Below are 20,696 nucleotides of genomic sequence, written 5' to 3'. Positions count from 1 at the left end.
GCTTCGGGGTGTGCGTGCTGCCTTCGACGTTACCCGAACGGAGGTACGCGGTTCAGGGCCTGCGCGGCCACAGCGCGGGGTCGGGGGTGAAGCGGATGCGGAGTTCGCCGTCGGCGAGGGCGGCGCCGGAGACGGTGCAGCGGCGCAGGGCGGCGGGCAGCGGAACGATCCGCCGGTGCGGTCCGGCGGCGACGAGCAGCTCGTCACCGCGCCGTACGAGGTCGAGGTCGCGCTTCTCGGCGCCGGGCAGCGGCACGGCCCAGACGAGGACGCCGTCCTCGGCGAGCCGGTCCTCGACGGTCCAGGGGCGGCGGGCGGCGGGGGCGTGCGGGAGCAGCCGGGCGGCCGCCGCGGCGAGGCGGTCCAGGTCCTGCGGGCCGCGGGGGGTGCGGCCGAGGTGGGGCAGGGCGGTGACGGGCGTGCGGGAGGCCCACCGGGCGGCGTGCTGCTCCTGCTCGGCGGCGAGTCCGGCGAGCCAGGGGTCGGGCGAGTCCTGCGGGACCATGCGGTTGGCGGCGATCCCGGTGACGCCCAGCTCCATGAGGGAGGCGCCGAGCAGGCCGCTGCGCAGGGCGGCGTCGGCGGCCGGGCCGGGCTCGGCGACGAGCAGCAGGGAGGTGGTGTCGGCCTCGACGGCCCGCTGGGCGGCGGCCAGCTCCTCGTCCCAGCGGGCGGCGGCCTCGTACAGCCACTGCGCGGGCATCGGCACGCCGGCGAGCTGGGCCAGTACGGGCCGCAGGGCGCGGGCGGCCTGCCGCTCGGCGGGCAGCAGCCGGGCCAGGTAGCGGCGCAGCTGGGCGGGGAGCGCGAGGGCGGCGAGGGCCTGGTGCAGCGGCGGCATGTCGGCGACGACGAGGTCGACGCCGGGTGCGGACGCGGCCCGGCGCAGGGCCCGCAGGAGGGCGAACTGCTCGGCGCCGGGGAGGTCGGTGAGCTCCTCGGCGCCCAGGGGGCGGGAGCCGAGCACGCCGAGGAGGGCGGATCCGCGCTCCTGGAGGGCGGCGAGTTCGGCGCGGAACTCGGCGCCGGAGTCGACGCGGGCGGTGAGCACCCCCGCGGCGGGCTCGGCGGTCAGGCCGGGGACGACCTCGACGGGGCCTGCCTCGGGCTCGCCGAGGAGGGCGCGGGCCGGGTCCGCCGGGCCGGCGGGGGCCGCCGCGTCCGCGCGGAGCAGCAGGACGCGCCGCCCGGTGCGGGCCGCGGCGGCTGCAGCGGCCACGGCGACGGTGGTCCGCCCGGCCCCGCCGGGGCCGGTGACGAGCAGGGTGTGCACGCCGGTCAGGCCGCGGTGGTCTCGACGCGCTTCTTCAGGCCGGCGAGGGCGCGGTCGATGATGACCTTCTCGGCCTTCCGCTTGATCATGCCGAGCATGGGGATCTTGACGTCGACGGTGAGCTGGTAGGTGACCTCGGTGCGCTTGCCGCCGTCGAGGGGGGCCAGCCGGTAGGAGCCGTCGAGCTGGCGGAGCATCTGGGACTTGTCGAGGGTCCAGCTGACCTCGTCGGTGCCGTTCCAGGTGTAGGCGAGGGTGTGGTCGTCGCGGATCGCGCCGGCGTCGAGCAGGAGGCGGACCTTCTGCGCGCGGCCCTGGGCGTCGGCGGCGAGCACCTCGGCCTCCTTGACCTCGCCGGTCCACTCGGGGTAGCGGGCGAAGTCGGCGATCACGGCCATGACGTCGGCCGGCGCCGCATCGATGGTGATGCTCGAGCTGGTGTGTTCCGCCATCGCGGTCGCTCCTGACGTGGAGTGTTCGAGGATGTGTGCGGCCTGCGGCCGCCGCGTGCAGGCTACCGTGCGTGCGGAGGTCACCACTCCAGGGCCCAGGGCCTTCCGGTGGAGGCGAAGTGGCCGACGTTCACGCACTCCGTGGACCCGATCCGCATGCGGCGGGCCAGGGGCTGGTGGACGTGACCGAAGAGGGCGTAGCGGGGGCGGGTCCGCCGGATGGCGGCCAGGAGGGCCTCGCTGCCGCGCTCGAAGCGGCGGGCGACGGTGTCGTAGCAGAGCTCGGGGACCTCCGGGGGGATGTGCGAGCACAGTACGTCGACGTCGCCGAGCGCCTCGACCTTGGCGGCGTACTCCTCCTCGGCGACCTCGTAGGGGGTGCGCATCGGGGAGGGCAGGCCGCCGCCGACGAAGCCGAAGACACGGCCGGCGATCTCGACGCGCTGCCCGTCGAGGACCGTGGTGGTGGGGGCGGCGTACTCGGGCCACAGGGCGGGGATGTCGACGTTGCCGTAGGTGGCGTACGTGGGATGCGGGAACGCGGCGAACATCTCGGCGTACTGGCGGCGCACGGCCTCCTCGATCAGCCGTTCGCGGTCCAGGCCGGCCCACAGCCGTCGGCCGAACTCGCGGGCCTCCTCGAAGCGGCGCGCGGTGCGCAGCTCGACGATGCGGTGGGCGTTCTCGACGCCGAAGAGGTCGGGGAAGATGCCGCGGGAGTGGTCGGCGTAGTCGAGGAAGAGCACGAGGTCGCCGAGGCAGATCAGCGCGTCGGCGCCGTCCCCGGCGCGGGCGAGGGCCTCCGCGTTGCCGTGCACGTCGCTGACGACGTGGACCCGCGTGCTGCTTTTCCTGCCACCGGCGCTGCCCGTCATGGGGCCACCCTAGAGGGGTGGGCGCGACGCGGGTAGAGGCGCCGACCGCAGGGGCCCTACCTGCGGTTACTTCCTAGTCGTTGCTTGGGTCGACTAAGGTCGACCCGGCAGTGCCGCGCCATGTGACGCACGGAACATCTGGCCGGTTCCCTCTATCCGGAACCCACTACCGGTGGGTAACGTCCGGTCGGTCCACACGGTGGCGATGGCGCCCAGAGGAGCAGCAGTCTTGCGCGAGTTCAGCCTTCCGGCCCTGTACGAGGTCCCGTCGGACGGGAACCTCACGGATCTCATCCGCCGCAATGCCGCGCAGCATCCCGACACCGCCGTCATGGGCCGCAAGGCCGGCGGCCGGTGGCAGGACGTGACCGCGCGCGAGTTCCTCGCCGAGGTCCGGGCCGCGGCCAAGGGCCTGATCGCCGCCGGCGTCCGGCCGGGCGACCGCGTCGCGCTGATCTCCCGCACCCGCTACGAGTGGGTGCTGGCCGACTTCGCGATCTGGTCCGCGGGCGGTGTCACCGTCCCCGTGTACGAGACCAGCTCGCCCGAGCAGATCCAGTGGATCCTCGGCGACTCCGGCGCCGTCGCGGCGATCGTGGAGGGCCCCGGGCACGCCGAGGCCGTCGCGTCGCTGCGCGACCGGCTCCCCGAGCTGCGCGAGGTCTGGCAGATCGAGCAGGGCGCCGTGGAGGCGCTGACCGCGCTCGGCGCGGAGATCACTGACGCGGAGGTCGACGAGCGCAGCGCGATCGCCAACGCGGACGACCCCGCCACCATCGTCTACACCTCCGGCACCACCGGCCGCCCCAAGGGCTGCGTGCTGACCCACCGGAACTTCTTCGCCGAGTGCGGGAACGTCGTGGAGCGGCTGAGCCCGCTGTTCCGTACCGGCGAGTGCTCCGTGCTGCTCTTCCTCCCGGCCGCGCACGTCTTCGGCCGACTGGTGGAGGTGGCGGCCGTGCTGGCGCCGATCCGCCTGGGCTGCGTGCCGGACATCAAGAACCTGACGGACGAACTCCAGTCGTTCCGGCCGACGCTGATCCTCGGCGTCCCGCGCGTCTTCGAGAAGGTCTACAACTCGGCGCGCGCCAAGGCGCAGGCCGAAGGCAAGGGGAAGGTCTTCGACGCCGCCGCGGAGACGGCCATCGCGTACAGCCGCGCACTGGACACCCCGAAGGGCCCGTCCCTCGGCCTGAAGCTCAAGCACAAGCTCTTCTCCAAGCTGGTCTACAGCAAGCTGCACGCGGTGCTCGGCGGCCGCGGCGAGTACGCCATCTCCGGCGGCGCGCCCCTCGGCGAGCGCCTCGGCCACTTCTTCCGCGGCATCGGCTTCACCGTCCTGGAGGGCTACGGCCTGACGGAGTCCTGCGCGGCGACCGCCTTCAACCCGTGGGACCGGCCGAAGATCGGCACGGTCGGCCAGCCGCTGCCCGGCTCGGTGGTCCGCATCGCCGACGACGGCGAGGTGCTGCTGCACGGCGAGCACGTCTTCTCCGGCTACTGGCAGAACGAGGCCGCGACGGCCGAGGCGCTGACCGACGGCTGGTTCCACACCGGTGACGTCGGCACCCTCGACGAGGACGGCTACCTCGCGATCACCGGCCGGAAGAAGGAACTGATCGTCACGGCCGGCGGCAAGAACGTCGCCCCCGCGGTGATCGAGGACCGCATCCGGGCGCACGCGCTCGTCGCCGAGTGCATGGTGGTCGGCGACGCCCGGCCGTTCGTGGCCGCGCTGGTCACCATCGACGAGGAGTTCCTCGCCCGCTGGGCGGCGGAGAACGGCAAGCCGGCCGGGTGCACGGCGGCCGACCTGCGCGAGGACGCGGACCTGATCGCGGCCGTCCAGAAGGCCGTCGACGACGGCAACGCGGCCGTCTCCAAGGCGGAGTCGGTCCGCAAGTTCCGCATCCTGCCGGCGCAGTTCACGGAGGAGTCGGGCCACATCACGCCGTCGCTGAAGCTGAAGCGGAACGTTGTGGCGAAAGACTTCGCCGACGAGATCGACGCGCTGTACCGCGCGTAACCGCCTCGCGCAGTTCCCCGCGCCCCTGATCCCCGGCTCCCGAGCCGAGGGGGCGCGGGGCTCCGCGTATCCGGCTCCGCGACGGGAACATCCGGACGGCCCCCGGCCCCACAGCCGGCCCCGGGGCCGCGACGACCCGCAGACACAAACGGACCGCTCCGCCCCCGCACCAGGGGCGCGGGGAACCGCGCGACCAGCCCGCGACGGCCCGCGGACGCAAACGGGCCGCTCCGCCCCGGATGAGGGGCGCGGGGAACTGCGCGGAGGGGGCCGGGGCATTGCCCCGGTTTCGGGAAGGGGCGGGGTGGGGGCTCGCTCCGCGCAGCGGCAGAGGGGCGGGCCGCGCCGCCGCGGCTAGAGGAGGGCGCGGAGGTGGGTCGCGAGGTGGTCCCAGCGCCACCTCTCCTCGACCCAGGCGCGGCCGCGCTCCCCCATCCGGCGCCGAAGCTCCGCATCGCCCAGCAGGGCCACGATGCGCTCCGCGGCGTCGCCGGGGTCGCCACCCCGCACGACCCACCCGGTCTCCCCGTCGAGCACGGCGTCCGGCGCGCCCCCGGAGTCTCCGGCGACGACCGGCAGCCCGGTCGCGGAAGCCTCCAGGTAGACGATGCCGAGGCCTTCGACGTCGAGCCCGCCCCGCCGCGTCCGGCACGGCATGGCGAAGACGTCTCCGGCCCCGTAGTGGGCGGGTAGTTCCTCCCACGGCACGGCTCCGGTGAACACCACCGACCGGGCGACTCCGGTGGCGGCGGCGAGCGCCCGCAGGTCCGCTTCGTAGGGCCCGCCGCCGACGACGAGCAGCACCGCGTCGGGCTCGGCGGCGAGGATCCGCGGCATGGCCTCGATCAGGGTGTCCTGCCCCTTGCGGGGGACGAGCCGGGAGACGCACACGACGACGGGCCGGTCGGTGAGCCCGAGCCTGGCCCGGATGTCGTCGCCGCCGCTTCCGGGGTGGAAGGTCTTCTCGTCGACCCCGGGGGGCAGTTGCGCCATGCGGGCGGCGGCCTGCGGGGTCAGTGCGGAGGCGATCCGGGTGCGGGTGTACTCGCCGAGGTAGGTGAGGGTGTCGGTGCCTTCGCCGATCCGCCGCAGCAGTTGCCGGGCGGCGGGGAGCTGTGCCCAGCCGGCTTCGTGTCCGTGGGTGGTGGCGACGATCCGCTGGGCGCCGGCCCGCCGCAGGGCGGGCGCCATGAGCCCGAGGGGCGCGGCGGCCCCGAACCACACGGACCGGCAGTCGTGTTCGCGCAGCAGTTCCACGGCCCGCCGGGTGACGCGCGGCGTCGGCAGCAGCATGGTGGTGCGGTCGCGTACGACCGGGAAGGGCTGTTCGGCGTCGAAGGCGGCGGTGGCTTCGCGGCCTTCGGCGCTGTGCTTCCAGGTGGAGGCGTAGACGACGATCCGGTCGGGGTCCAGCCTCAGTGCCATGTTGTGCAGGAAGGCCTGGATGCCGCCGGGGCGCGGCGGGAAGTCGTTGGTCACGATCAGCGTCTTGTGCATCGCCTGCCGACAGTACCGGACGTCCCGCCGGGCGCTCAGGGGGCCGCCGCGAGCTGGGTGCGGAGCTGCTCCTGCCAGGCCCGTGCGAGTTCGGCTGCGTCGAGGCCGAGCTCCTCGCCCAGGGCGGTGTCGAGCGGTTCGCGTCCGGCCCGCTCGTAGAGCCGGATGAGGGCCGCGTCCCCCCACCGGTCGGCGATGAGCCGGCAGGCGAGCCAGGCGCCTTCGTAGGCGCGGGCGAGCGCGTCGGTGTCGGTGCCGAAGGCGAAGTCCCGGTCGGCGGGGAGGGCGGCCGGGGGGTCGCCGCGGCGTACGGCCCGGGCGAGGGCGGGTGCTCCGTCGGCGGGGGCGGTGCCGGTGCCGCGGTAGGCGGCCCAGTCGGCGAGGCCTTCGGAGAGCCAGAGCGGGGTGCGGTCGGTGGTGGCGCGGCGGGTGGCGGCGTGGGTGGTTTCGTGGGTGAGGACGATGTCCCGTCCGGCGGCGCTGAGCCGGCCGTATGCGGCGGGGTTGACGATGATCCGGTCGGCGGGGGCGGGTGCGCCGCCGGTGCTGCCGGTGGTGACGGCGGCCATGCCGGTGTAGGCGGCGGCGGGCCGGCCGAGCAGTTCGGCCATCGCCTCCTGTGTCGGGGGGACGATGACGACGATCCGCCCGGCCCAGGGGCGGGGCCAGGCGGCGGCCGCGGCGGGGACGGCGCGGGCGGCGGCGGCGGCGACCTCCGCCGGGTCGGGCCCGCCGCGGCCGGCGCGCAGGACGAGCGCGTGGGTGCCGCGGACGACGTCGAGGGGCCCCTGGTCCCAGGGTTGCGGCGGCGCCCCTGGTGCGGCGGTGTCCCCGGTGACGGTCCAGCGCCCGCCGGTGCGGGTGAGCCGGATTTCGCGGGCGGATCCGGCGGGGGCGGTGTCGTGGCCGTCGATGCGGTAGCGCAGTTCGGCGGCGGCGGTGGCCCGGTGGCCGTTCCGCCGGACGCCGGTGACCTCGTACGCCCACTGCGCGAGCGGGAGTCCGGCGGGGCGGGCGGAGGGCTGCCGGGACCAGGCGGCGACGGCGGTGCGGATGTCGCGGTCGGCGGGGTCGGGTGCGGGGCCCGCGGAGCAGCCGGCGGCGAGCACGCAGAGGGCGAGCGGTGCGGCGGCGCGGCGGACGGGGGGCATCCGCCGATCCTAGTGCTCTGACCGGGAGGGTGTGGCGGCCGCAGCCGCGCTGTCAGGGCCGCGTCACGGATGCGATGGGCATCATCCTGACGGGGTCGTAGCGGACGCGGGCGCCGGGGTAGGGGGCGTGGATGACCTGGCCGTTGCCGACGTACATGCCGACGTGGCTGGCGTCGGAGCGGTAGGTCACGAGGTCTCCTGGCTGCGCCTGGGAGAGGGGGACCTGCCGGCCGGCGTGCCGCTGGGCCTGGGAGGTGCGCGGGAGGGAGACGCCGGCCTGGCGGTAGGACCACACCATCAGCCCGGAGCAGTCGAAGCCGGTGGGGCCGGTGGAGCCCCAGATGTACGGGCGGCCGAGCGCGGAGCGGGCGGCCCGTACGGCGGCCATGGCCCGGCCGGAGGCTCCGGCGGGAACGGCGCCCGGGTCGGTGGCGGCGTCGGCGCGGCCGCCGGTGCGGGAGGACCGCTCGTAGTCGGCGCGCTCGGGGGCGGGCATCTCGTTGAGCAGGCGCCGGGCGTCGGCGAGCTTGGCGGTGACGATGCGCTTCTGCCGGGCCACGTCGGCGCGGGCGGCGTCGAGTTCGGCGAGCTTGAGGGAGGCTTCGCGGCGCTGCTGGGCCAGTCGGCGCTGCTCCTTGCGCAGGTCGTCGAGTTGGCGGGCCTGGCGGCCGGTCAGCTGCTCCAGGGTGGCGGCCTTGTCGAGGTATTCGTCGGGGTCTTCGGAGAGCATCAGCTCGACGGCGGGGTCGATGCCGCCGGAGCGGTACTGGGCTCCGGCGAAGGCGCCGAGGACGCCGCGCATGGTGTTGATGCGTTCCTGGCCGCGGGCGAGCTGGTCCTGGGCGCGGCCGATGTCGGCGCGGAGGGCGTCGGCGCGCTCGCCGGCCCGGTTGTAGCGCTCGGTGGCCTGTTCGGCTTCCCGGAAGAGGCGGTCGACCTGGGCGCGGGCGCCTGCCGCGGGCTCCCGGGGGTGGCCGGGGGCGGCGATGGCGGGTGCCGCGGTGAGGGCGGCGGCCGTGGCCGCGGCTGCTGCGGCGGTGAAGGCGGTGATTCTGATGTTCCGGTCGGGGCTGACGAGCCCGGCCCGGCGAGGGGACGCCACGTGCAACCGCTCCCTTCCGCAGTGCGGGACCGGGTCCGCCCCGGGTGGACGGCCGTGTTCCGGGCTCCGCGCGGGCAGACAGTAGCCGCGCGGCCGCGGGGCGGCCAACGGCCGGAGCGGGGGTGGGCAGGGCTGCGCCCCGCTGAGACGCAGGTCATGGGCGGGGCGCGGGGGTTGGGGCGGCGGTGCGGAATTCGCCCGGATGGGCGGTGTGGGGCGCGGCTGTCAGACGCGGACGCCGAACTGGAAGGGCATGTTGTTGATGGACTCGTACTTGACGCCGCCGCGCGGGTTGGAGGCGTGCAGGACCATGCCGTTGCCTGCGTACAGGCCGACGTGGTGCAGGTCCGAGTAGAAGAACACCAGGTCGCCCGGCTGGAGTGCGCTGCGGCCGATGCGGGTGCCGTCGTTGGCCTGGGTCCAGGTGGTGCGGGTGATGCTGACGCCGGCCTGCTTGTACGCCCACTGCGTCAGTCCGGAGCAGTCGAAGGCGCTGGGGCCGGTGGCTCCGGAGACGTAGGCGCTGCCGAGTTTGGTCTTGGCGGCGGCGAGGGCGGCTCCGGCGCGGCCGGAGGTCTTGACGCTGCCGAGGTCGGCGCGGTCGCTGTCGGCGCGGCTGGCGCGGGCCTCCTCGTCCTTGAGCTGGGCGCGCTGCTGGGCGGTGAGGGTGTTGAGGAGGGCCTGGGCCTCGGCGAGCTTGTCCTGGGAGGCCTTCTTCTTCGCGCCGAGCTCCTTGCGGGTGGCGTCGAGGTCGGCGAGCTTGCCGGCGGCCTCCTGGCGCTGCTGGGCGAGGCTGCGCTGCTTGGCCTGGATCTTCTGGACGGCGTCGAGCTGGCGGCCCGTCAACTGCTGGAGGGTGGAGGCCTTGTCGAGGTAGGTGTCGGGGTCGCCGGAGAGGAACAGGGCGACGGACTGGTCCAGGCCGGCGCCCCGGTACTGGGCGCTGGCCATCGAACCGAGGGTGGCGCGGAGCTGGTTGAGCTCTTCCTGGCCGCGGGCGACCTGGTCCTGGATCCGCCCGATCTCCTTTTCGAGCTTCTCCTGGCGCTCCTTGGCCCCGTTGAACTTCTCGGTGGCCTGCTCCGCCTCCTCGTAGAGGGCGTCGACCTTGGCCTTGACCTCGTCCTTGCCGGGCTGGGCAGGCGCGGCGGAGGCGCTGTGCGCGGAGAGCGCGACGGCTGCGGCGGCCGTGGCGGTCAGCACGGTGACGCGCGCGCGGTTCGGCTGCTTGGGACGACGGTGGGACGCCACGAAGCCGAGCTCCTTCTTGTCGGGGCCGCCGCTGCCGAGTTCGTCGGCGCACCGCGGCGGAACCTCCGCCGACACCCCGAATGAGTGATCTACCGCACGAAGGTTTGAGCAGACCCTAGTGAGCCCGCTGTGATCACTTCAAACCCCTGAAGGAAAAATTCCGCTCCTGCGAACAGGTTCTTCACCGCAGGCCACGCTGCGTGCCGGGGAGTTGACGGTCCGTCCCCCGACGGCACCACCAAATCGGGCATACAGCCGAGGGGTTACGAAACGCGCGAAAGGCGCTTCAGTAGCAGAACGGACGCCACGGGCCGCGCCCCCGCCTTCGCCACCCCGTCGGCCACCTCGCGGTCCGTGGAGACCACGACCACCGGCCGGCCGGGCGGCTCCGCCCGCACCAGCTGCCGGATCAGCTCGTCCGCCGTCACCCCGGGCTTGGAGAACAGCACCCGCACCCCGCGCGGCGGCGCGAGCAGCACCGGCGCGGCCAGCTCGGCGCCGTCGAAGACGCACGTCATCTCGGCACCCGTCTGCGCGGCCAGCATCGACAGCCCGCCCAGCAGCCGCAGCCGCTGCTTCTCCAGCGGCATCGTCGGATAACCGGTCTTGGTGACGTTGTAGCCGTCCACGACCAGATGCGCCTGCGGCAGCGCCAGCAGCTGGTCGAGCAGCGCCGGATCGGTCTCCGACAGCGCCCGCGCCGCGATGTCCTTCGGCGACATCCGGCCCGGCTCCACCGCGTCCGCCAGGTCGGCCGGCCGCGTCGAGACCGGCGGCAGCGCCAGCTCCCGGCGCAGCCCCTGGGCGGCGTCCAGCACCGTGTCCAGCAGCAGCCGCAAACGCATGTCCTCGATGCTGCGCCCCTCGCGGGTCGCGCGGCGCGAGGTCTCCAGCGCCGCCTCCGCCTCGGCCAGCCGCGACTTGAGCCGGCGGCTCTCGCTCTCGGCGGCGGCCACCTGGGCGGCGGCCTCGGCGCGGACCGCGTCGATCTCCGCGGTCGCCTTCCGCAGGGCGGCCTCACCGCGCTTGACGTCGCTGAGGGCGCTGCGCAGTTTCCGCTGAAGCGATTCGGCTTCCTTCCGAGCCGCCTCCAGCTCGCCGCGCACCTGCTCGCCGCCCGCCCGCTGCAGTTCCCGTACGTGGGCCAGCTCCGCGCGCAGCCGGTCGAGTTCGCGCCGGGCCTCCTCGTCCGCCCGCTCGGCGTCGGCGCGCTGCGCCTCCTCCCCCGCGGCGGCGACCAGCTTCACCCAGCCGGCGGGCCGCAGGACGTACGCCGCCGCGGCCACGTCGAGCGGGTCGGCGGCAGCCGGCGGGGCACCGGAGTCCAGGGCCCCGGCCAGCTCCGCGTGGGCCTCGCGCACCTTCCCCGCGACGCGCCCCCGGAAGACGGGGTCGCTCTCGACGGCCGCGGCCATGGCGTTGCCCGCGAACTTCGCCCGCCGGGTCGGGGTGAAGCGGGCGTACTGGCGCAGCTGCGCCGGGAGGTCCGCTACCGTCAGCGCCCCGAAGGCGTCCGAGACGAGCGCGACGACCCGGCGCCGCACGCCCTCCGGCAGCGGGCGGTCGAGCACCTCGGCGGCGTCGCCGGCCGCATCGGCCGGCTCAGCGCCGCTTGCTGGCTCCACAATCCGTCACCCCTACCGTCCATCCCGGCGGGCGCGGCTCCCTCAGGAGTCCGCGCCCGGCCTGTCCACGAGTTCGATCTGGTCCACCGCGTTGCACCAGCGGCAGCGGACCGACTCGATGGTCTCACTGACCACCTCGCGCTCCTCGACCTTGGGCTCCCCGGCAAGGTCCAGGTGGACGTACTCGACGACCTTCGACGAACGGGTGACGTCGAAGCGCGTCAGGTTGCCGCACAGCGTGCAGCGCCACCGGGTGGTCGCGGTCGGCAGGGGAACCGTCATCAGGCCGCACTCTCCTTCATAGCTCTTTCGATTAAAGCCGCCGTCCGCGCGAATCGGCGGCCCGCAGCACGTAACCCTACGGCCTGCCGGTGCGGCGGGGAGGGCCGGTCGGGCCATGCTCGACCGCATGATCGCAAAGTGGCGGGCCGTGCGGGCAGCGGCCGGGGGCCCGGTGGCCACGCACGCACTGATCGCGGGCTGCTGCGCGGTGTTCCTGCTCGGCCCCGCGTCGGGGCTCAATCCGTCGTACGGCACGGGCGAGCGGCTGCTGGAGGCGGGCACCGCCTACTTCCGGCGGTGGGGCGTCGTCCCGACCGAGCTGGCGCAGGGCGCGCCGCGTGCGCTGCTGACGCCGCTGACCGCGCTGTTCCTGCACGGCAGCTGGCTGCACCTGCTCGGCAACATGCTGTTCCTGCGCGTCTTCGGCGCGATGGCGGAGGAGCGGATGGGGCGGCCGGCGTTCCTGTGCTTCTACGTGTGCACGGGCTACCTGGCCCTCGCCGGGTACGCGGCCGCCAACGCCTCCTCGGAGCAGACGCTGGTCGGCGCTTCGGGGGCCATCTCGGCGGTCCTGGGGGCGTTCCTGTTCCTCTTCCCCAGGGCGCGGGTGACCAGCCTGTTCCCGTTCCTGTACTTCCTGCCGCTGCGGCTCCCGGCGTGGCTGGTGCTGCTGTTCTGGTTCGCCCTGCAGTGGCTGGCGGCGCACCGGGCGGGCAGCGGGCCCGGGGTGGCGTACCTGGCGCACCTGGTGGGCTTCTCGCTGGGCTTCCTCCTCGCGTGGGTGCGGTACGGCCGGGCGGCTAGAGTGAGGCGATCAGCGACGGCCACCGAGGGAGACAGCCAGCCGTGATCACCGCGATCGTGCTCATCAAGACCAGCGTGGACCGCATCCCCGAGATCGCCGAGTCGATCGCCGCGCTGGAGAACGTCAGCGAGGTCTACTCCGTCACCGGGACGTACGACCTGATCGCGCTGGTCCGCGTGGCCCGCCACGACGACCTCGCGGACATCATCCCGGGCCGCATCAGCAAGATCCCCGGCGTCGAGGCGACCGACACGCACGTGGCGTTCCGCACGTACTCCCAGCACGACCTGGAAGCCGCCTTCGCCATCGGCCTGGACGCCTAGCCGGACGCCACCGCGCCCCCGCCGCCGCAGGTCGGCCCGCCGGGCGCACGTCAGACCGCCGGGACGCAGCGGCCGTCCTCCGTGCGGTACTGCCACTTCGCCCCGTCGGTGACGAGTTCCTCGACGGCCCGCAGGAACCGCTCGATGTGCTCGTCGGGGGTGCCCGCCCCGAAGCTGACGCGGATCGCGTTCAGCGACCGCTCGCCCGGCTGCCGGGCCTCGGGGGCGTCGCAGGCGCCGGGCTCCCGGGGGGCGCTGCCCAGCAGGGTGCGCACGAGCGGGTGGGCGCAGAAGAGGCCGTCGCGGACGCCGATGCCGTACTCGGCGGACAGTGCGGCGGCGAAGTGGGAGCTGTTCCAGCCGTCCACGGTGAACGAGATGACGCCGACGCGGGGGGCGTCGTCCCCGAAGAGGGACAGCACCCGCACCTCGGGGACGGCGGCCAGGCCCTCACGGATCCGCTCGACGAGCCGGTGCTCGCGGGCGACGAGGCCGTCGAAGCCGGCCTCGGCCAGGGCGCGGCAGGCGGACGCGATCGCGTAGGCGCCGATGACGTTGGGCGAGCCGGCCTCGTGGCGGGCGGCGGTCGTGTGCCAGGCGACGTCGACGCCGCCGTCCTCGCGCCGGGCCACGGTGCGGGAGGCGCCGCCGCCGGCCAGGTAGGGGCGGGCCTGCTGCAGCCAGTCGGCCCGGCCGGCCAGCACGCCGGAGCCGAAGGGGGCGTACAGCTTGTGCCCGGAGAAGGCGACCCAGTCGACGTCGAGGTCGCGCACGGAGACCGGGTGGTGCGGGGCGAGCTGGGCGGCGTCGAGGACGATCCGGGCGCCGTGGGCGTGGGCGGCGGCCGCGAGCTCCCGTACGGGCCACAGCTCGCCGGTGACGTTGGAGGCGCCGGTGACGCAGACGAGCGCGGGGCCGTGGGGGCCTCCCCTGCTCGAGCGAAGCCGAGAGCTCGGGGAAGGGTCGCGGTCGGCGAGTGCCCGCTCCAGGGTGGCGACGGCCTCGGCGGGGGTGCGGGGCGCGTCGAGGTAGGTGACCTGCTCGTCGCCCCAGGGCAGCAGCGAGGCGTGGTGCTCGGTCTCGAAGACGAAGACGCGGCAGCCGGCGGGGAGGGCGGCGGCGAGGAGGTTCAGGGAGTCGGTGGTGGAGCGGGTGAAGACGACCTGGTCGGAGGGGCGGCAGTCGAGGAACGCGGCGACGGCGGCCCGGCTCTGCTCGAAGAGGTCGGTGGACAGCTGGGAGAGGTATCCGGCGCCGCGGTGCACGCTGCCGTAGTAGGGGGCGTAGGCGGCGACGTCGTCCCAGACGCGCTGGAGGGCGGGGGCACTGGCGGCGTAGTCGAGGGCCGCGTACGTGGTCTCGCCGCCGGTGACGAGCGGGACGGTGACGTCGCGGCCGAGGACGGGCAGCGGCTCGTCACAGGCGCCGCCGCAGGCTGCGGAGGCGGGGGCGGCGGGGGCGGCGTTCAGGGTTGCGGACATGGCGGTATCTCCCGGCTGCAGGGCTGAATGGCTTCGGAAACCACCCGTACGCGGGTACGGCGCTGCGCCGTCCGGGGTACGGGGAAGGCCTCGGGGGACGGCCGCGGCGCACGCACGCGGGTACGCGGAAGGGGGCCGGTCCGAGGTGGTGGAGAAGGGGCGGTTCGCCCTATCGCATTCGCTTGCTCACGGAAAAGGCTCCTCGAGAGACCAGGACCCCTGGTGTCGAGGGATCCGCGCTTGCCGCGGACCTCGCTGCCCGCGGCCTGGTCATCACCCGGGGCACCCCGCCACGGAAGGAGGGTTGCCGGACAGCAGGCCGGGGCCAAGACGCTGTCACTCGTGACCTGGTCAGCCATCCTGCCACAAGATCCGGCACGCACAAGGCCCCGGTCCGCCATGCGGACCGGGGCCGGGCCGGGAGCCGTGCCGAGGGGGCGGGCGGCTGTCAGGCGTTGGTGGCGGCCACCCACCGCTCCAGCACGGCCCGCGCCGCCCCGGAGTCGACGGACTCGGCCGCGCGCGCGATGCCCGCCCCGATCTGCTCCTCCAGGGTGCCCGTGCCGGGCTCCAGGGCGACCAGCGCGGCCGCGGAGTTCAGCAGCACCGCGTCGCGCACGGGGCCGGTCTCGCCGGCCAGCAGCCGGCGGGCGACGTCGGCGTTGTACGAGGCGTCCGCGCCCCGCAGCTCCGCCACGTCGACCAGGTCGATGCCGACGTCGCGCGGGTCGAAGGCCTGCTCCTGCACCCGGCCGTCGCGGACCCACCACACGCGGGAGGTCGCCGTCGTCGTCAGCTCGTCGAGGCCGTCGTCGCCGCGGAAGACCAGCGCCGAGGAGCCGCGCTCGGCGAGGACGCCCGCCACGATGGGCGCGACCCGGGCGTCGGCCACGCCGGTGGCCTGGGCCCGCACCCGCGCCGGGTTGGTGAGCGGGCCGAGGAAGTTGAAGGTGGTCCGGATGCCGAGCTCGCGCCGGGCGGCGGCGACGTGCCGCAGCGCCGGGTGGAACTTCACCGCGAAGCAGAAGGTGATCCCGGCCTCCTCGGCCACCTCGACCACCCGGGCGGGGGTGAGGTCCAGGTTGACGCCGAGCTTCTCCAGGACGTCCGAGGCGCCGCTCGCGGAGGATGCGGCCCGGTTGCCGTGCTTGACGACCTTGGCGCCGGTGCCGGCCACCACCACCGACGACATCGTCGAGATGTTGACGGTCTTCGCGCCGTCGCCGCCGGTGCCGACGATGTCCACCGTCCGGCCGGGCACCTCGATCAGGTTGGCGTGCGCGTACATCGTCCGGACGAGGCCGTTGATCTCCTCGACGGTCTCCCCCTTGGCCCGCAGGGCCACCATGAAGCCGGCGATCTGGGCGTCGCTGGCCTCGCCCCGCATGATCCGGTCCATGGCCCACGCCGTGTCGTCGGAGTGCAGGTCGCGGCCGGTGAGCAGGGCGTCGAGGACGGCCGGCCAGCCGCGGGCCGCCACGCTGTCGCCGCCTGCCGGGGTCGCCACGTTCATGGTCCGCTCCTGGTGGTCCACAGTCGAAAGGGGAGGGAATCAGCCTATCCAGCCGCGGGGACGGCAAAGAGCCCCGTCCAGACCCTGGACGGGGCTCTCGCCGTGGCGACGCGGGGGCCGTGGGAAGTCAGCCCCGCTCGGGATCAGTGGTGGCCGTGGCCGCTCTGGATCTCCTGGTACTCCTCCACCGTGGGCTTCGGAATCTGGTTGCCCTCGCCGTACAGGCCCTTGCTGAGCTTGACGCGCAGCTTCTCCATGGCACCGACCTTGCGCTGCACGCCGTTCTCGTCGACCGTCGGGCCGATCTCGGCGGGCCGGTACTGGTGGTGCGAGGTGAGCGTGTGCAGCTTGTCCTGCGACAGCGGCTCGTGGACCTCGACGAACTCACCGTGCGGCAGGCGCTTGATGACGCCGGTCTCGCGGCCGTGCAGCACCTTGTCGTGGTCCCGGCGCTGCAGGCCGAGGCAGATGCGCTTGGTGACGATGAAGGCCAGGACCGGGACGGCGAAGAAGCCGATCCGGACGAACCACGTGATCGCGTTGATCGACAGGTGGAAGTACTGCGCGAACATGTCGTTTCCACCGCCGATGAGCAGGACGATGTACTCCGAGATCCACGCGACGCCGATGGCCGTGCGGGTCGGGGCGTTGCGCGGGCGGTCGAGCAGGTGGTGCTCGCGCTTGTCACCGGTGATCCAGGACTCGATGAACGGCCACACCGCGATCGATCCGAGGACCAGCGGGAAGAGGACCAGCGGGATGAACACGCCCAGGACGAGCGTGTGGCCCCACAGGTTGATCTCCCAGCCCGGCATGGCGCGGATCAGGCCTTCGGGCATGCCCATGTACCAGTCGGGCTGCGCACCGGTGGACACGTGGTCCGGGCGGTACGGGCCGAGGTTCCAGATCGGGTTGATCGAGGCGATCGCCGCGATGGCCGCGATGACACCGAAGACCAGGAAGAAGAAGCCTCCGGCCTTGGCCATGTAGACCGGCAGCAGCGGCATGCCGACCACGTTGTTGTTCGTCCGGCCGGGGCCGGGGAACTGGGTGTGCTTGTGGTAGAAGACCAGGATCAGGTGGGCCACCAGCAGGCCCATCATGATGCCGGGCAGCAGCAGGATGTGGATCGAGTAGAACCGGGCCACGAAGTCGCCGCCGGGGAACTCGCCGCCGAAGAGGAAGAACGACAGGTACGTGCCGACGACCGGCACGGACAGGATCGCGCCCTGCATGAAGCGGACACCGGTGCCCGAGAGCAGGTCGTCCGGCAGGGAGTAGCCCGTGAAGCCGGTGAACATGCCGAGGACCAGCAGCAGGAAGCCGAAGACCCAGTTGATCTCGCGCGGCTTGCGGAACGCGCCCGTGAAGAAGACGCGCATCATGTGCACGATCATCGCGGCGACGAAGATCAGCGCGGCCCAGTGGTGGATCTGCCGGATGAGCAGGCCCCCGCGGACGTCGAAGCTGATGTCCAGGGTCGAGGCGAAGGCCTCGGACATCATGACGCCCTGCATCGGGACGTACGAGCCGTGGTACTCCACCTCGTTCATGCTCGGGTGGAAGAACAGCGTCAGGTACACACCCGTGAGGATGATGATGATGAAGCTGTAGAGGCAGATCTCACCCAGCATGAAGGACCAGTGGTCCGGGAAGATCTTGCGCATGTTCGCCTTGGCGAGGCTGTAGATGCCCAGGCGGCCGTCCGCCCAGTCGGCCACGCGCTCGCCGGCGGGCGCCTTCCGCTTGTCAGTGGCGGTACTCATCCGCGCTCCCAGAATGCAGGACCGACGGGCTCTTCGAAGTCGCCGAGCGCTTCGAGGAAGCCTTCGCCGTTCACGCCGATCCGCAGCTGCGGAAGCGCGTGGCCGGCGGGGCCGAAGATGACACGCGCGCCGTCGGAGAGGTCGAAGGTGGACTGGTGGCACGGGCAGAGCACGTGGTGCGTCTGCTGCTCGTACAGGCTGATCGGGCAGCCGACGTGGGTGCAGATCTTCGAGTAGGCCACGATGCCGTCGTGGGACCACTCGAGCTCGCGCTTGTCCTTGATGTCCTCCGGCTGGATGCGGACGATCATCACGGCGGCCTTGGCGATCTCGGTCAGGAACTCGTGCGAGCCCTCCTCCAGCCCCTCGGGCTGGACGAAGGTCAGCGAGCCGACCTGGACGTCCTCGGGACGCAGCGGCTCACCCGTGTTCTGGTTGATGAGCAGCTTGCCCTTGGCCCAGACGGTCTTGCGGAGCTTCTCCTCGGGCAGCGGGCCCAGGTCGCGCAGCAGGACCAGGCCGGACAGCGGCACCATGGCCAGCGCGCCCAGCAGGGTGTTGCGGATCAGCGGGCGGCGGCCGATGGCCGACTCCTCGGCACCGGCGGCGAAGTCCGACATGACCTTCGCCTTGACCTCGGCCGGGGCCGCGATCGGGTGGCGGTCGTCGGCGACCTCGACGTCGGACATCAGCGTGCGGGCCCAGTGGACCGCGCCGGCGCCGATGCAGAAGAGGGCGGTGCCGAGGGTCATGCCCAGCGCGAAGTTGAGCGCGCTCACCTTCCCGAGCGGGAAGATGTAGACGATCTTGTCGACCGGGATGACCACGTACGCGGCGATGAAGGCGATGGTGGCCAGCATCGACACCGTGAACAGCATCGCCACGGTGCGCTCGGAGCGCTTGGCGGCGCGGTCGTCGATGTCCTGGATGCGCGGCTTGTGGACCGGCAGGCCGGGGTCGGCGAACGGGTCGTCCGCGACCGCCACACCGCCGTGGTGGGCTTCGCCCTGCTCGCTCGGCAGGTGCTTGTCTTCGGGAATCTCTTGGCTACTCATGACTTCTTGGCCTTAGCGGTGTGGGCCGCGACCCAGACGGCGACAGCGATCAGCGCACCCAGACCGAAGATCCAGCCGAACAGGCCTTCCGAGACGGGGCCGAGGCCGCCGAGCTTCAGACCGCCGGGGTTGACCGACTTCTCGCCGTTCACGTTCTGGAGGTACGCGATGATGTCCTTCTTCTCCTTCTCCGGCATGGTGCTGTCCGGGAAGGAGGGCATGTTCTGCGGGCCGGTGAGCATGGCCTCGTAGATGTGCTTCGGCGAGACGTCCTCGAGGTTCGGGGCGTACTTGCCGTTCGTCAGCGCGCCGCCCTCGCCGGTGAAGTTGTGGCACTGCGCGCAGTTGTTGCGGAACAGCTCGCCACCCTTGGCGACGTCGGCGCCCGCCGGGTCGTACTGCTTCTTGGTCGGCGTGATCGGGCCGGCGCCGAGGGACGCGATGTACGCGGCCAGCTGGTCGATCTGCGCCTGGGAGTAGATGACCGGCTTCTTCGGCACCTGGGCGCCGGGCTGCTGGGCGGGCATGCGGCCGGTGCTCACCTGGAAGTCGACGGCCGCGGAGCCGACGCCGACCAGGCTGGGGCCGTCAGTGGTTCCCTCGCCACCGGTTCCGTGGCAGCTTGCGCAACCCACGGCGTAGAGCTTCTTGCCCTCCTCGATGGCGAGGGACTGGGCGGTTTCTTCGGCCTGCGCCTTGCCCGCAGGGGCGAAGGCGGCGTACAGCCCCCCAGTGGCCGCCAGCGCGAGGAGTAGAACGACGACCGCCGCCAGCGGATGGCGTCGTCGTGCGGAGAGCTTTTTCACGGATTACCCCGGTGTCAGGATCTTCTGCGTCGGTGTTTCTGGATGGTTGCCGGGTGCGGGCCCGGCCACGTGTTCGCTACTTGATCAGGTAGATCGTGGCGAAGAGGCCGATCCAGACGACATCGACGAAGTGCCAGTAGTAGGACACGACGATGGCCGAGGTGGCCTGTTCGTGGGTGAACCTCTTGGCCGCGTACGTCCGGCCGAGGACCAGCAGGAAGGCGATGAGACCGCCCGTCACGTGCAGACCGTGGAAGCCGGTGGTCAGGTAGAACACCGAGCCGTACGGACCGGACGAGAGGCTCATGCCCTCGTGCTTGACCAGCTCGGTGTACTCGAACACCTGGCCGCCAATGAAGATCGCACCCATCACGAACGTGACGATGAACCACGTCCGGAGCTTCTTCACGTCACCGCGCTCGGCGGCGAAGACGCCGAGCTGGCAGGTGAGGGAGGAGAGCACCAGGATCGTGGTGTTCGTCGCCGAGAAGGGCAGATTCAGGGCCGAAGCCTGCTCTGTCCAGTACTCGGCGCCCGTCACCGATCGCAGGGTGAAGTACATCGCGAAGAGGGCCGCGAAGAACATCAGCTCGGAACTCAACCAGATGATGGTTCCCACGCTGACGAGGTTCGGCCTGTTGACCGTCGGGTGCGCGTGCCCGGTATCTACTGTCGTTGCTGTCGCCACGACCGACATTATGTCGGTCGCTTATCCCGCCCTCACCCCGGGGGGTGCCGTTCGGAGTGTCAGGGCCGTGTGCAAGGCCCGAACGGCCCATCGCCGGGCGGTCGGCGGGCGTGCCCGAACCGGTGTGGGCGGGCGGTTCCGAGGAGTAGCATCCCGCGCAACATCAACGTGGTTCACGGCAACCGTGGAGGAACGAAATGCGGTCGACTGCACGGGTTCTGGTCTACAGCGACGATGCGAACACCCGGCAGCAGGTGCTCCTGGCCTCCGGGCGCAGGCCGGCCGCGGACCTGCCGCCGGTGGAGTTCGTGGAGTGCGCCACGCTGCCCGCGGTCCTGGGCGAGTTGGACGCGGGCGGGATCGACGCCTGCGTGCTGGACGGCGAGGCGGTCCCGGCGGGGGGTATGGGGGTGTGCCGGCAGATCAAGGACGAGGTCTTCCGCTGCCCGCCCGTCCTGCTGCTGATGGGCCGTCCGCAGGACGCCTGGCTGGCCACCTGGAGCCGCGCGGACGCGGCGGTGACCCTTCCGGTCGATCCGGTGGAGTTCGCGGACGCACTGGCGCGCCTGCTGCGCGCCCGGCTGTCCCTGGACGCGTAGGGGCGTCCGGGCGGTGGGGGGGGGGGGGGGGGGGGGGGGGGGGGGGGGGGAGGAGGGGGGGGGGGGGGGGGGGGGGGGGGGGGGGGGGGGGGGGGGGAGAGGGGGGGGGGGGGGGTGGGGAGGGGA

The 20,696-nt window shown here is 73.1% G+C and carries 19 protein-coding genes and 1 riboswitch; of the genes, 4 read left to right on the top strand and 15 right to left on the bottom strand.

Features of this window, described 5'->3' with window-relative positions; genetic code table 11:
* Positions 1-52: 52 nt before the first annotated feature.
* The 3 genes from ACZ462_RS19805 to ACZ462_RS19795 form a co-directional block, all read right to left on the bottom strand.
* Complete coding sequence (locus tag ACZ462_RS19805; protein WP_467807322.1) at positions 53-1,273, bottom strand: ArsA family ATPase; 1,221 nt, start codon at positions 1,271-1,273, stop codon at positions 53-55.
* Positions 1,274-1,278: 5 nt separating this feature from the next.
* Positions 1,279-1,725: an SRPBCC family protein gene (locus ACZ462_RS19800; RefSeq protein WP_114057237.1), complete on the bottom strand. Its 447-nt coding sequence runs from the start codon at positions 1,723-1,725 to the stop codon at positions 1,279-1,281.
* A gap of 80 nt (positions 1,726-1,805) precedes the next feature.
* Positions 1,806-2,600, bottom strand: a complete 795-nt coding sequence (locus ACZ462_RS19795) for a metallophosphoesterase family protein (RefSeq protein WP_467807324.1) — start codon at positions 2,598-2,600, stop codon at positions 1,806-1,808.
* Positions 2,601-2,829: 229 nt separating this feature from the next.
* Between ACZ462_RS19795 and ACZ462_RS19790 the strand changes: the two genes are divergently transcribed.
* Positions 2,830-4,626 (top strand): AMP-dependent synthetase/ligase, encoded by a 1,797-nt coding sequence (locus ACZ462_RS19790; protein ID WP_467807325.1) that lies wholly within the window; start codon positions 2,830-2,832, stop codon positions 4,624-4,626.
* A 354-nt stretch (positions 4,627-4,980) separates the two neighbouring features.
* Here ACZ462_RS19790 and ACZ462_RS19785 read toward each other — a convergent pair whose 3' ends face one another.
* The 6 genes from ACZ462_RS19785 to ACZ462_RS19760 all read right to left on the bottom strand — a co-directional run bounded on the left by ACZ462_RS19785 (position 4,981) and on the right by ACZ462_RS19760 (position 11,534).
* Positions 4,981-6,123, bottom strand: coding sequence for a glycosyltransferase family 4 protein (locus ACZ462_RS19785; protein ID WP_467807326.1), 1,143 nt, complete (start codon positions 6,121-6,123; stop codon positions 4,981-4,983).
* 35 nt (positions 6,124-6,158) lie between these two features.
* Complete coding sequence (locus tag ACZ462_RS19780) at positions 6,159-7,274, bottom strand: hypothetical protein (protein WP_467807328.1); 1,116 nt, start codon at positions 7,272-7,274, stop codon at positions 6,159-6,161.
* A gap of 52 nt (positions 7,275-7,326) precedes the next feature.
* Complete coding sequence (locus tag ACZ462_RS19775) at positions 7,327-8,376, bottom strand: C40 family peptidase (protein ID WP_467807329.1); 1,050 nt, start codon at positions 8,374-8,376, stop codon at positions 7,327-7,329.
* Between the two features lie 225 nt (positions 8,377-8,601).
* Entirely contained in the window at positions 8,602-9,627 is a 1,026-nt protein-coding gene (locus ACZ462_RS19770) for a C40 family peptidase (RefSeq protein WP_467807344.1), read from the bottom strand.
* A gap of 263 nt (positions 9,628-9,890) precedes the next feature.
* Positions 9,891-11,255, bottom strand: coding sequence for an NYN domain-containing protein (locus tag ACZ462_RS19765; protein WP_467807345.1), 1,365 nt, complete (start codon positions 11,253-11,255; stop codon positions 9,891-9,893).
* Positions 11,256-11,294: 39 nt separating this feature from the next.
* Positions 11,295-11,534, bottom strand: a complete 240-nt coding sequence (locus ACZ462_RS19760) for a hypothetical protein (protein ID WP_114057246.1) — start codon at positions 11,532-11,534, stop codon at positions 11,295-11,297.
* A 127-nt stretch (positions 11,535-11,661) separates the two neighbouring features.
* On the opposite strand from ACZ462_RS19760, the gene ACZ462_RS19755 reads away from it, so the two are divergent.
* Positions 11,662-12,384, top strand: a complete 723-nt coding sequence (locus ACZ462_RS19755; RefSeq protein ID WP_467807330.1) for a rhomboid family intramembrane serine protease — start codon at positions 11,662-11,664, stop codon at positions 12,382-12,384.
* The gene (locus ACZ462_RS19750) at positions 12,381-12,662 is read left to right on the top strand and encodes an Lrp/AsnC family transcriptional regulator (RefSeq protein ID WP_114057247.1); all 282 of its coding nucleotides are present in this window, start codon (positions 12,381-12,383) and stop codon (positions 12,660-12,662) included. Before ACZ462_RS19755 ends, ACZ462_RS19750 begins: the two co-directional genes overlap by 4 nt.
* 50 nt (positions 12,663-12,712) lie before the next feature.
* Here the strand turns inward: ACZ462_RS19750 and ACZ462_RS19745 are convergent, their stop codons facing one another.
* From ACZ462_RS19745 to ctaE, 6 genes are all read right to left on the bottom strand, one after another.
* Positions 12,713-14,143, bottom strand: a complete 1,431-nt coding sequence (locus tag ACZ462_RS19745; RefSeq protein WP_467807331.1) for an aminotransferase class V-fold PLP-dependent enzyme — start codon at positions 14,141-14,143, stop codon at positions 12,713-12,715.
* A 231-nt stretch (positions 14,144-14,374) separates the two neighbouring features.
* Positions 14,375-14,491: riboswitch (SAM riboswitch) on the bottom strand.
* 100 nt (positions 14,492-14,591) lie between these two features.
* The gene (gene trpD / locus ACZ462_RS19740; protein WP_467807332.1) at positions 14,592-15,656 is read right to left on the bottom strand and encodes an anthranilate phosphoribosyltransferase; all 1,065 of its coding nucleotides are present in this window, start codon (positions 15,654-15,656) and stop codon (positions 14,592-14,594) included.
* Between the two features lie 143 nt (positions 15,657-15,799).
* The gene (gene qcrB / locus ACZ462_RS19735; RefSeq protein WP_467807334.1) at positions 15,800-17,422 is read right to left on the bottom strand and encodes a cytochrome bc1 complex cytochrome b subunit; all 1,623 of its coding nucleotides are present in this window, start codon (positions 17,420-17,422) and stop codon (positions 15,800-15,802) included.
* Positions 17,419-18,477 carry a cytochrome bc1 complex Rieske iron-sulfur subunit gene (gene qcrA / locus ACZ462_RS19730; protein WP_467807335.1) on the bottom strand — a complete coding sequence of 353 codons (1,059 nt, stop codon included), beginning with the start codon at positions 18,475-18,477 and terminating at the stop codon, positions 17,419-17,421. The genes qcrB and qcrA overlap by 4 nt, the downstream gene beginning before the upstream one ends.
* Positions 18,474-19,283 (bottom strand): cytochrome bc1 complex diheme cytochrome c subunit, encoded by an 810-nt coding sequence (gene qcrC / locus ACZ462_RS19725; protein WP_467807336.1) that lies wholly within the window; start codon positions 19,281-19,283, stop codon positions 18,474-18,476. Before qcrC ends, qcrA begins: the two co-directional genes overlap by 4 nt.
* Positions 19,284-19,359: 76 nt before the next feature.
* On the bottom strand, positions 19,360-19,980 hold the full coding sequence (gene ctaE / locus ACZ462_RS19720; RefSeq protein ID WP_467807338.1) for an aa3-type cytochrome oxidase subunit III: 621 nt from the start codon (positions 19,978-19,980) through the stop codon (positions 19,360-19,362).
* Positions 19,981-20,168: 188 nt separating this feature from the next.
* On the opposite strand from ctaE, the gene ACZ462_RS19715 reads away from it, so the two are divergent.
* The gene (locus ACZ462_RS19715; RefSeq protein ID WP_114057254.1) at positions 20,169-20,570 is read left to right on the top strand and encodes a hypothetical protein; all 402 of its coding nucleotides are present in this window, start codon (positions 20,169-20,171) and stop codon (positions 20,568-20,570) included.
* Positions 20,571-20,696: the final 126 nt, after the last annotated feature.

The organism is Streptomyces sp. NPDC031121 (assembly GCF_055570615.1).
The sequence above is the reverse complement of the archived record's forward strand: the minus strand, read 5'-3'. Positions and strand labels throughout refer to the sequence as shown.

What these genes read in the sequence shown, in the direction of transcription:
- ACZ462_RS19800 (WP_114057237.1), bottom strand. Translation starts at nt 1,725, where the DNA reads ATGGCGGAACACACCAGCTCGAGCATCACCATCGATGCGGCGCCGGCC.
- ACZ462_RS19795 (WP_467807324.1), bottom strand. Translation starts at nt 2,600, where the DNA reads ATGACGGGCAGCGCCGGTGGCAGGAAAAGCAGCACGCGGGTCCACGTC.
- ACZ462_RS19785 (WP_467807326.1), bottom strand. Translation starts at nt 6,123, where the DNA reads ATGCACAAGACGCTGATCGTGACCAACGACTTCCCGCCGCGCCCCGGC.
- ACZ462_RS19780 (WP_467807328.1), bottom strand. Translation starts at nt 7,274, where the DNA reads ATGCCCCCCGTCCGCCGCGCCGCCGCACCGCTCGCCCTCTGCGTGCTC.
- ACZ462_RS19760 (WP_114057246.1), bottom strand. Translation starts at nt 11,534, where the DNA reads ATGACGGTTCCCCTGCCGACCGCGACCACCCGGTGGCGCTGCACGCTG.
- ACZ462_RS19755 (WP_467807330.1), top strand. Translation starts at nt 11,662, where the DNA reads ATGATCGCAAAGTGGCGGGCCGTGCGGGCAGCGGCCGGGGGCCCGGTG.
- ACZ462_RS19745 (WP_467807331.1), bottom strand. Translation starts at nt 14,143, where the DNA reads ATGTCCGCAACCCTGAACGCCGCCCCCGCCGCCCCCGCCTCCGCAGCC.
- trpD (WP_467807332.1), bottom strand. Translation starts at nt 15,656, where the DNA reads ATGAACGTGGCGACCCCGGCAGGCGGCGACAGCGTGGCGGCCCGCGGC.
- qcrB (WP_467807334.1), bottom strand. Translation starts at nt 17,422, where the DNA reads ATGAGTACCGCCACTGACAAGCGGAAGGCGCCCGCCGGCGAGCGCGTG.
- qcrA (WP_467807335.1), bottom strand. Translation starts at nt 18,477, where the DNA reads ATGAGTAGCCAAGAGATTCCCGAAGACAAGCACCTGCCGAGCGAGCAG.
- ctaE (WP_467807338.1), bottom strand. Translation starts at nt 19,980, where the DNA reads ATGTCGGTCGTGGCGACAGCAACGACAGTAGATACCGGGCACGCGCAC.
- ACZ462_RS19715 (WP_114057254.1), top strand. Translation starts at nt 20,169, where the DNA reads ATGCGGTCGACTGCACGGGTTCTGGTCTACAGCGACGATGCGAACACC.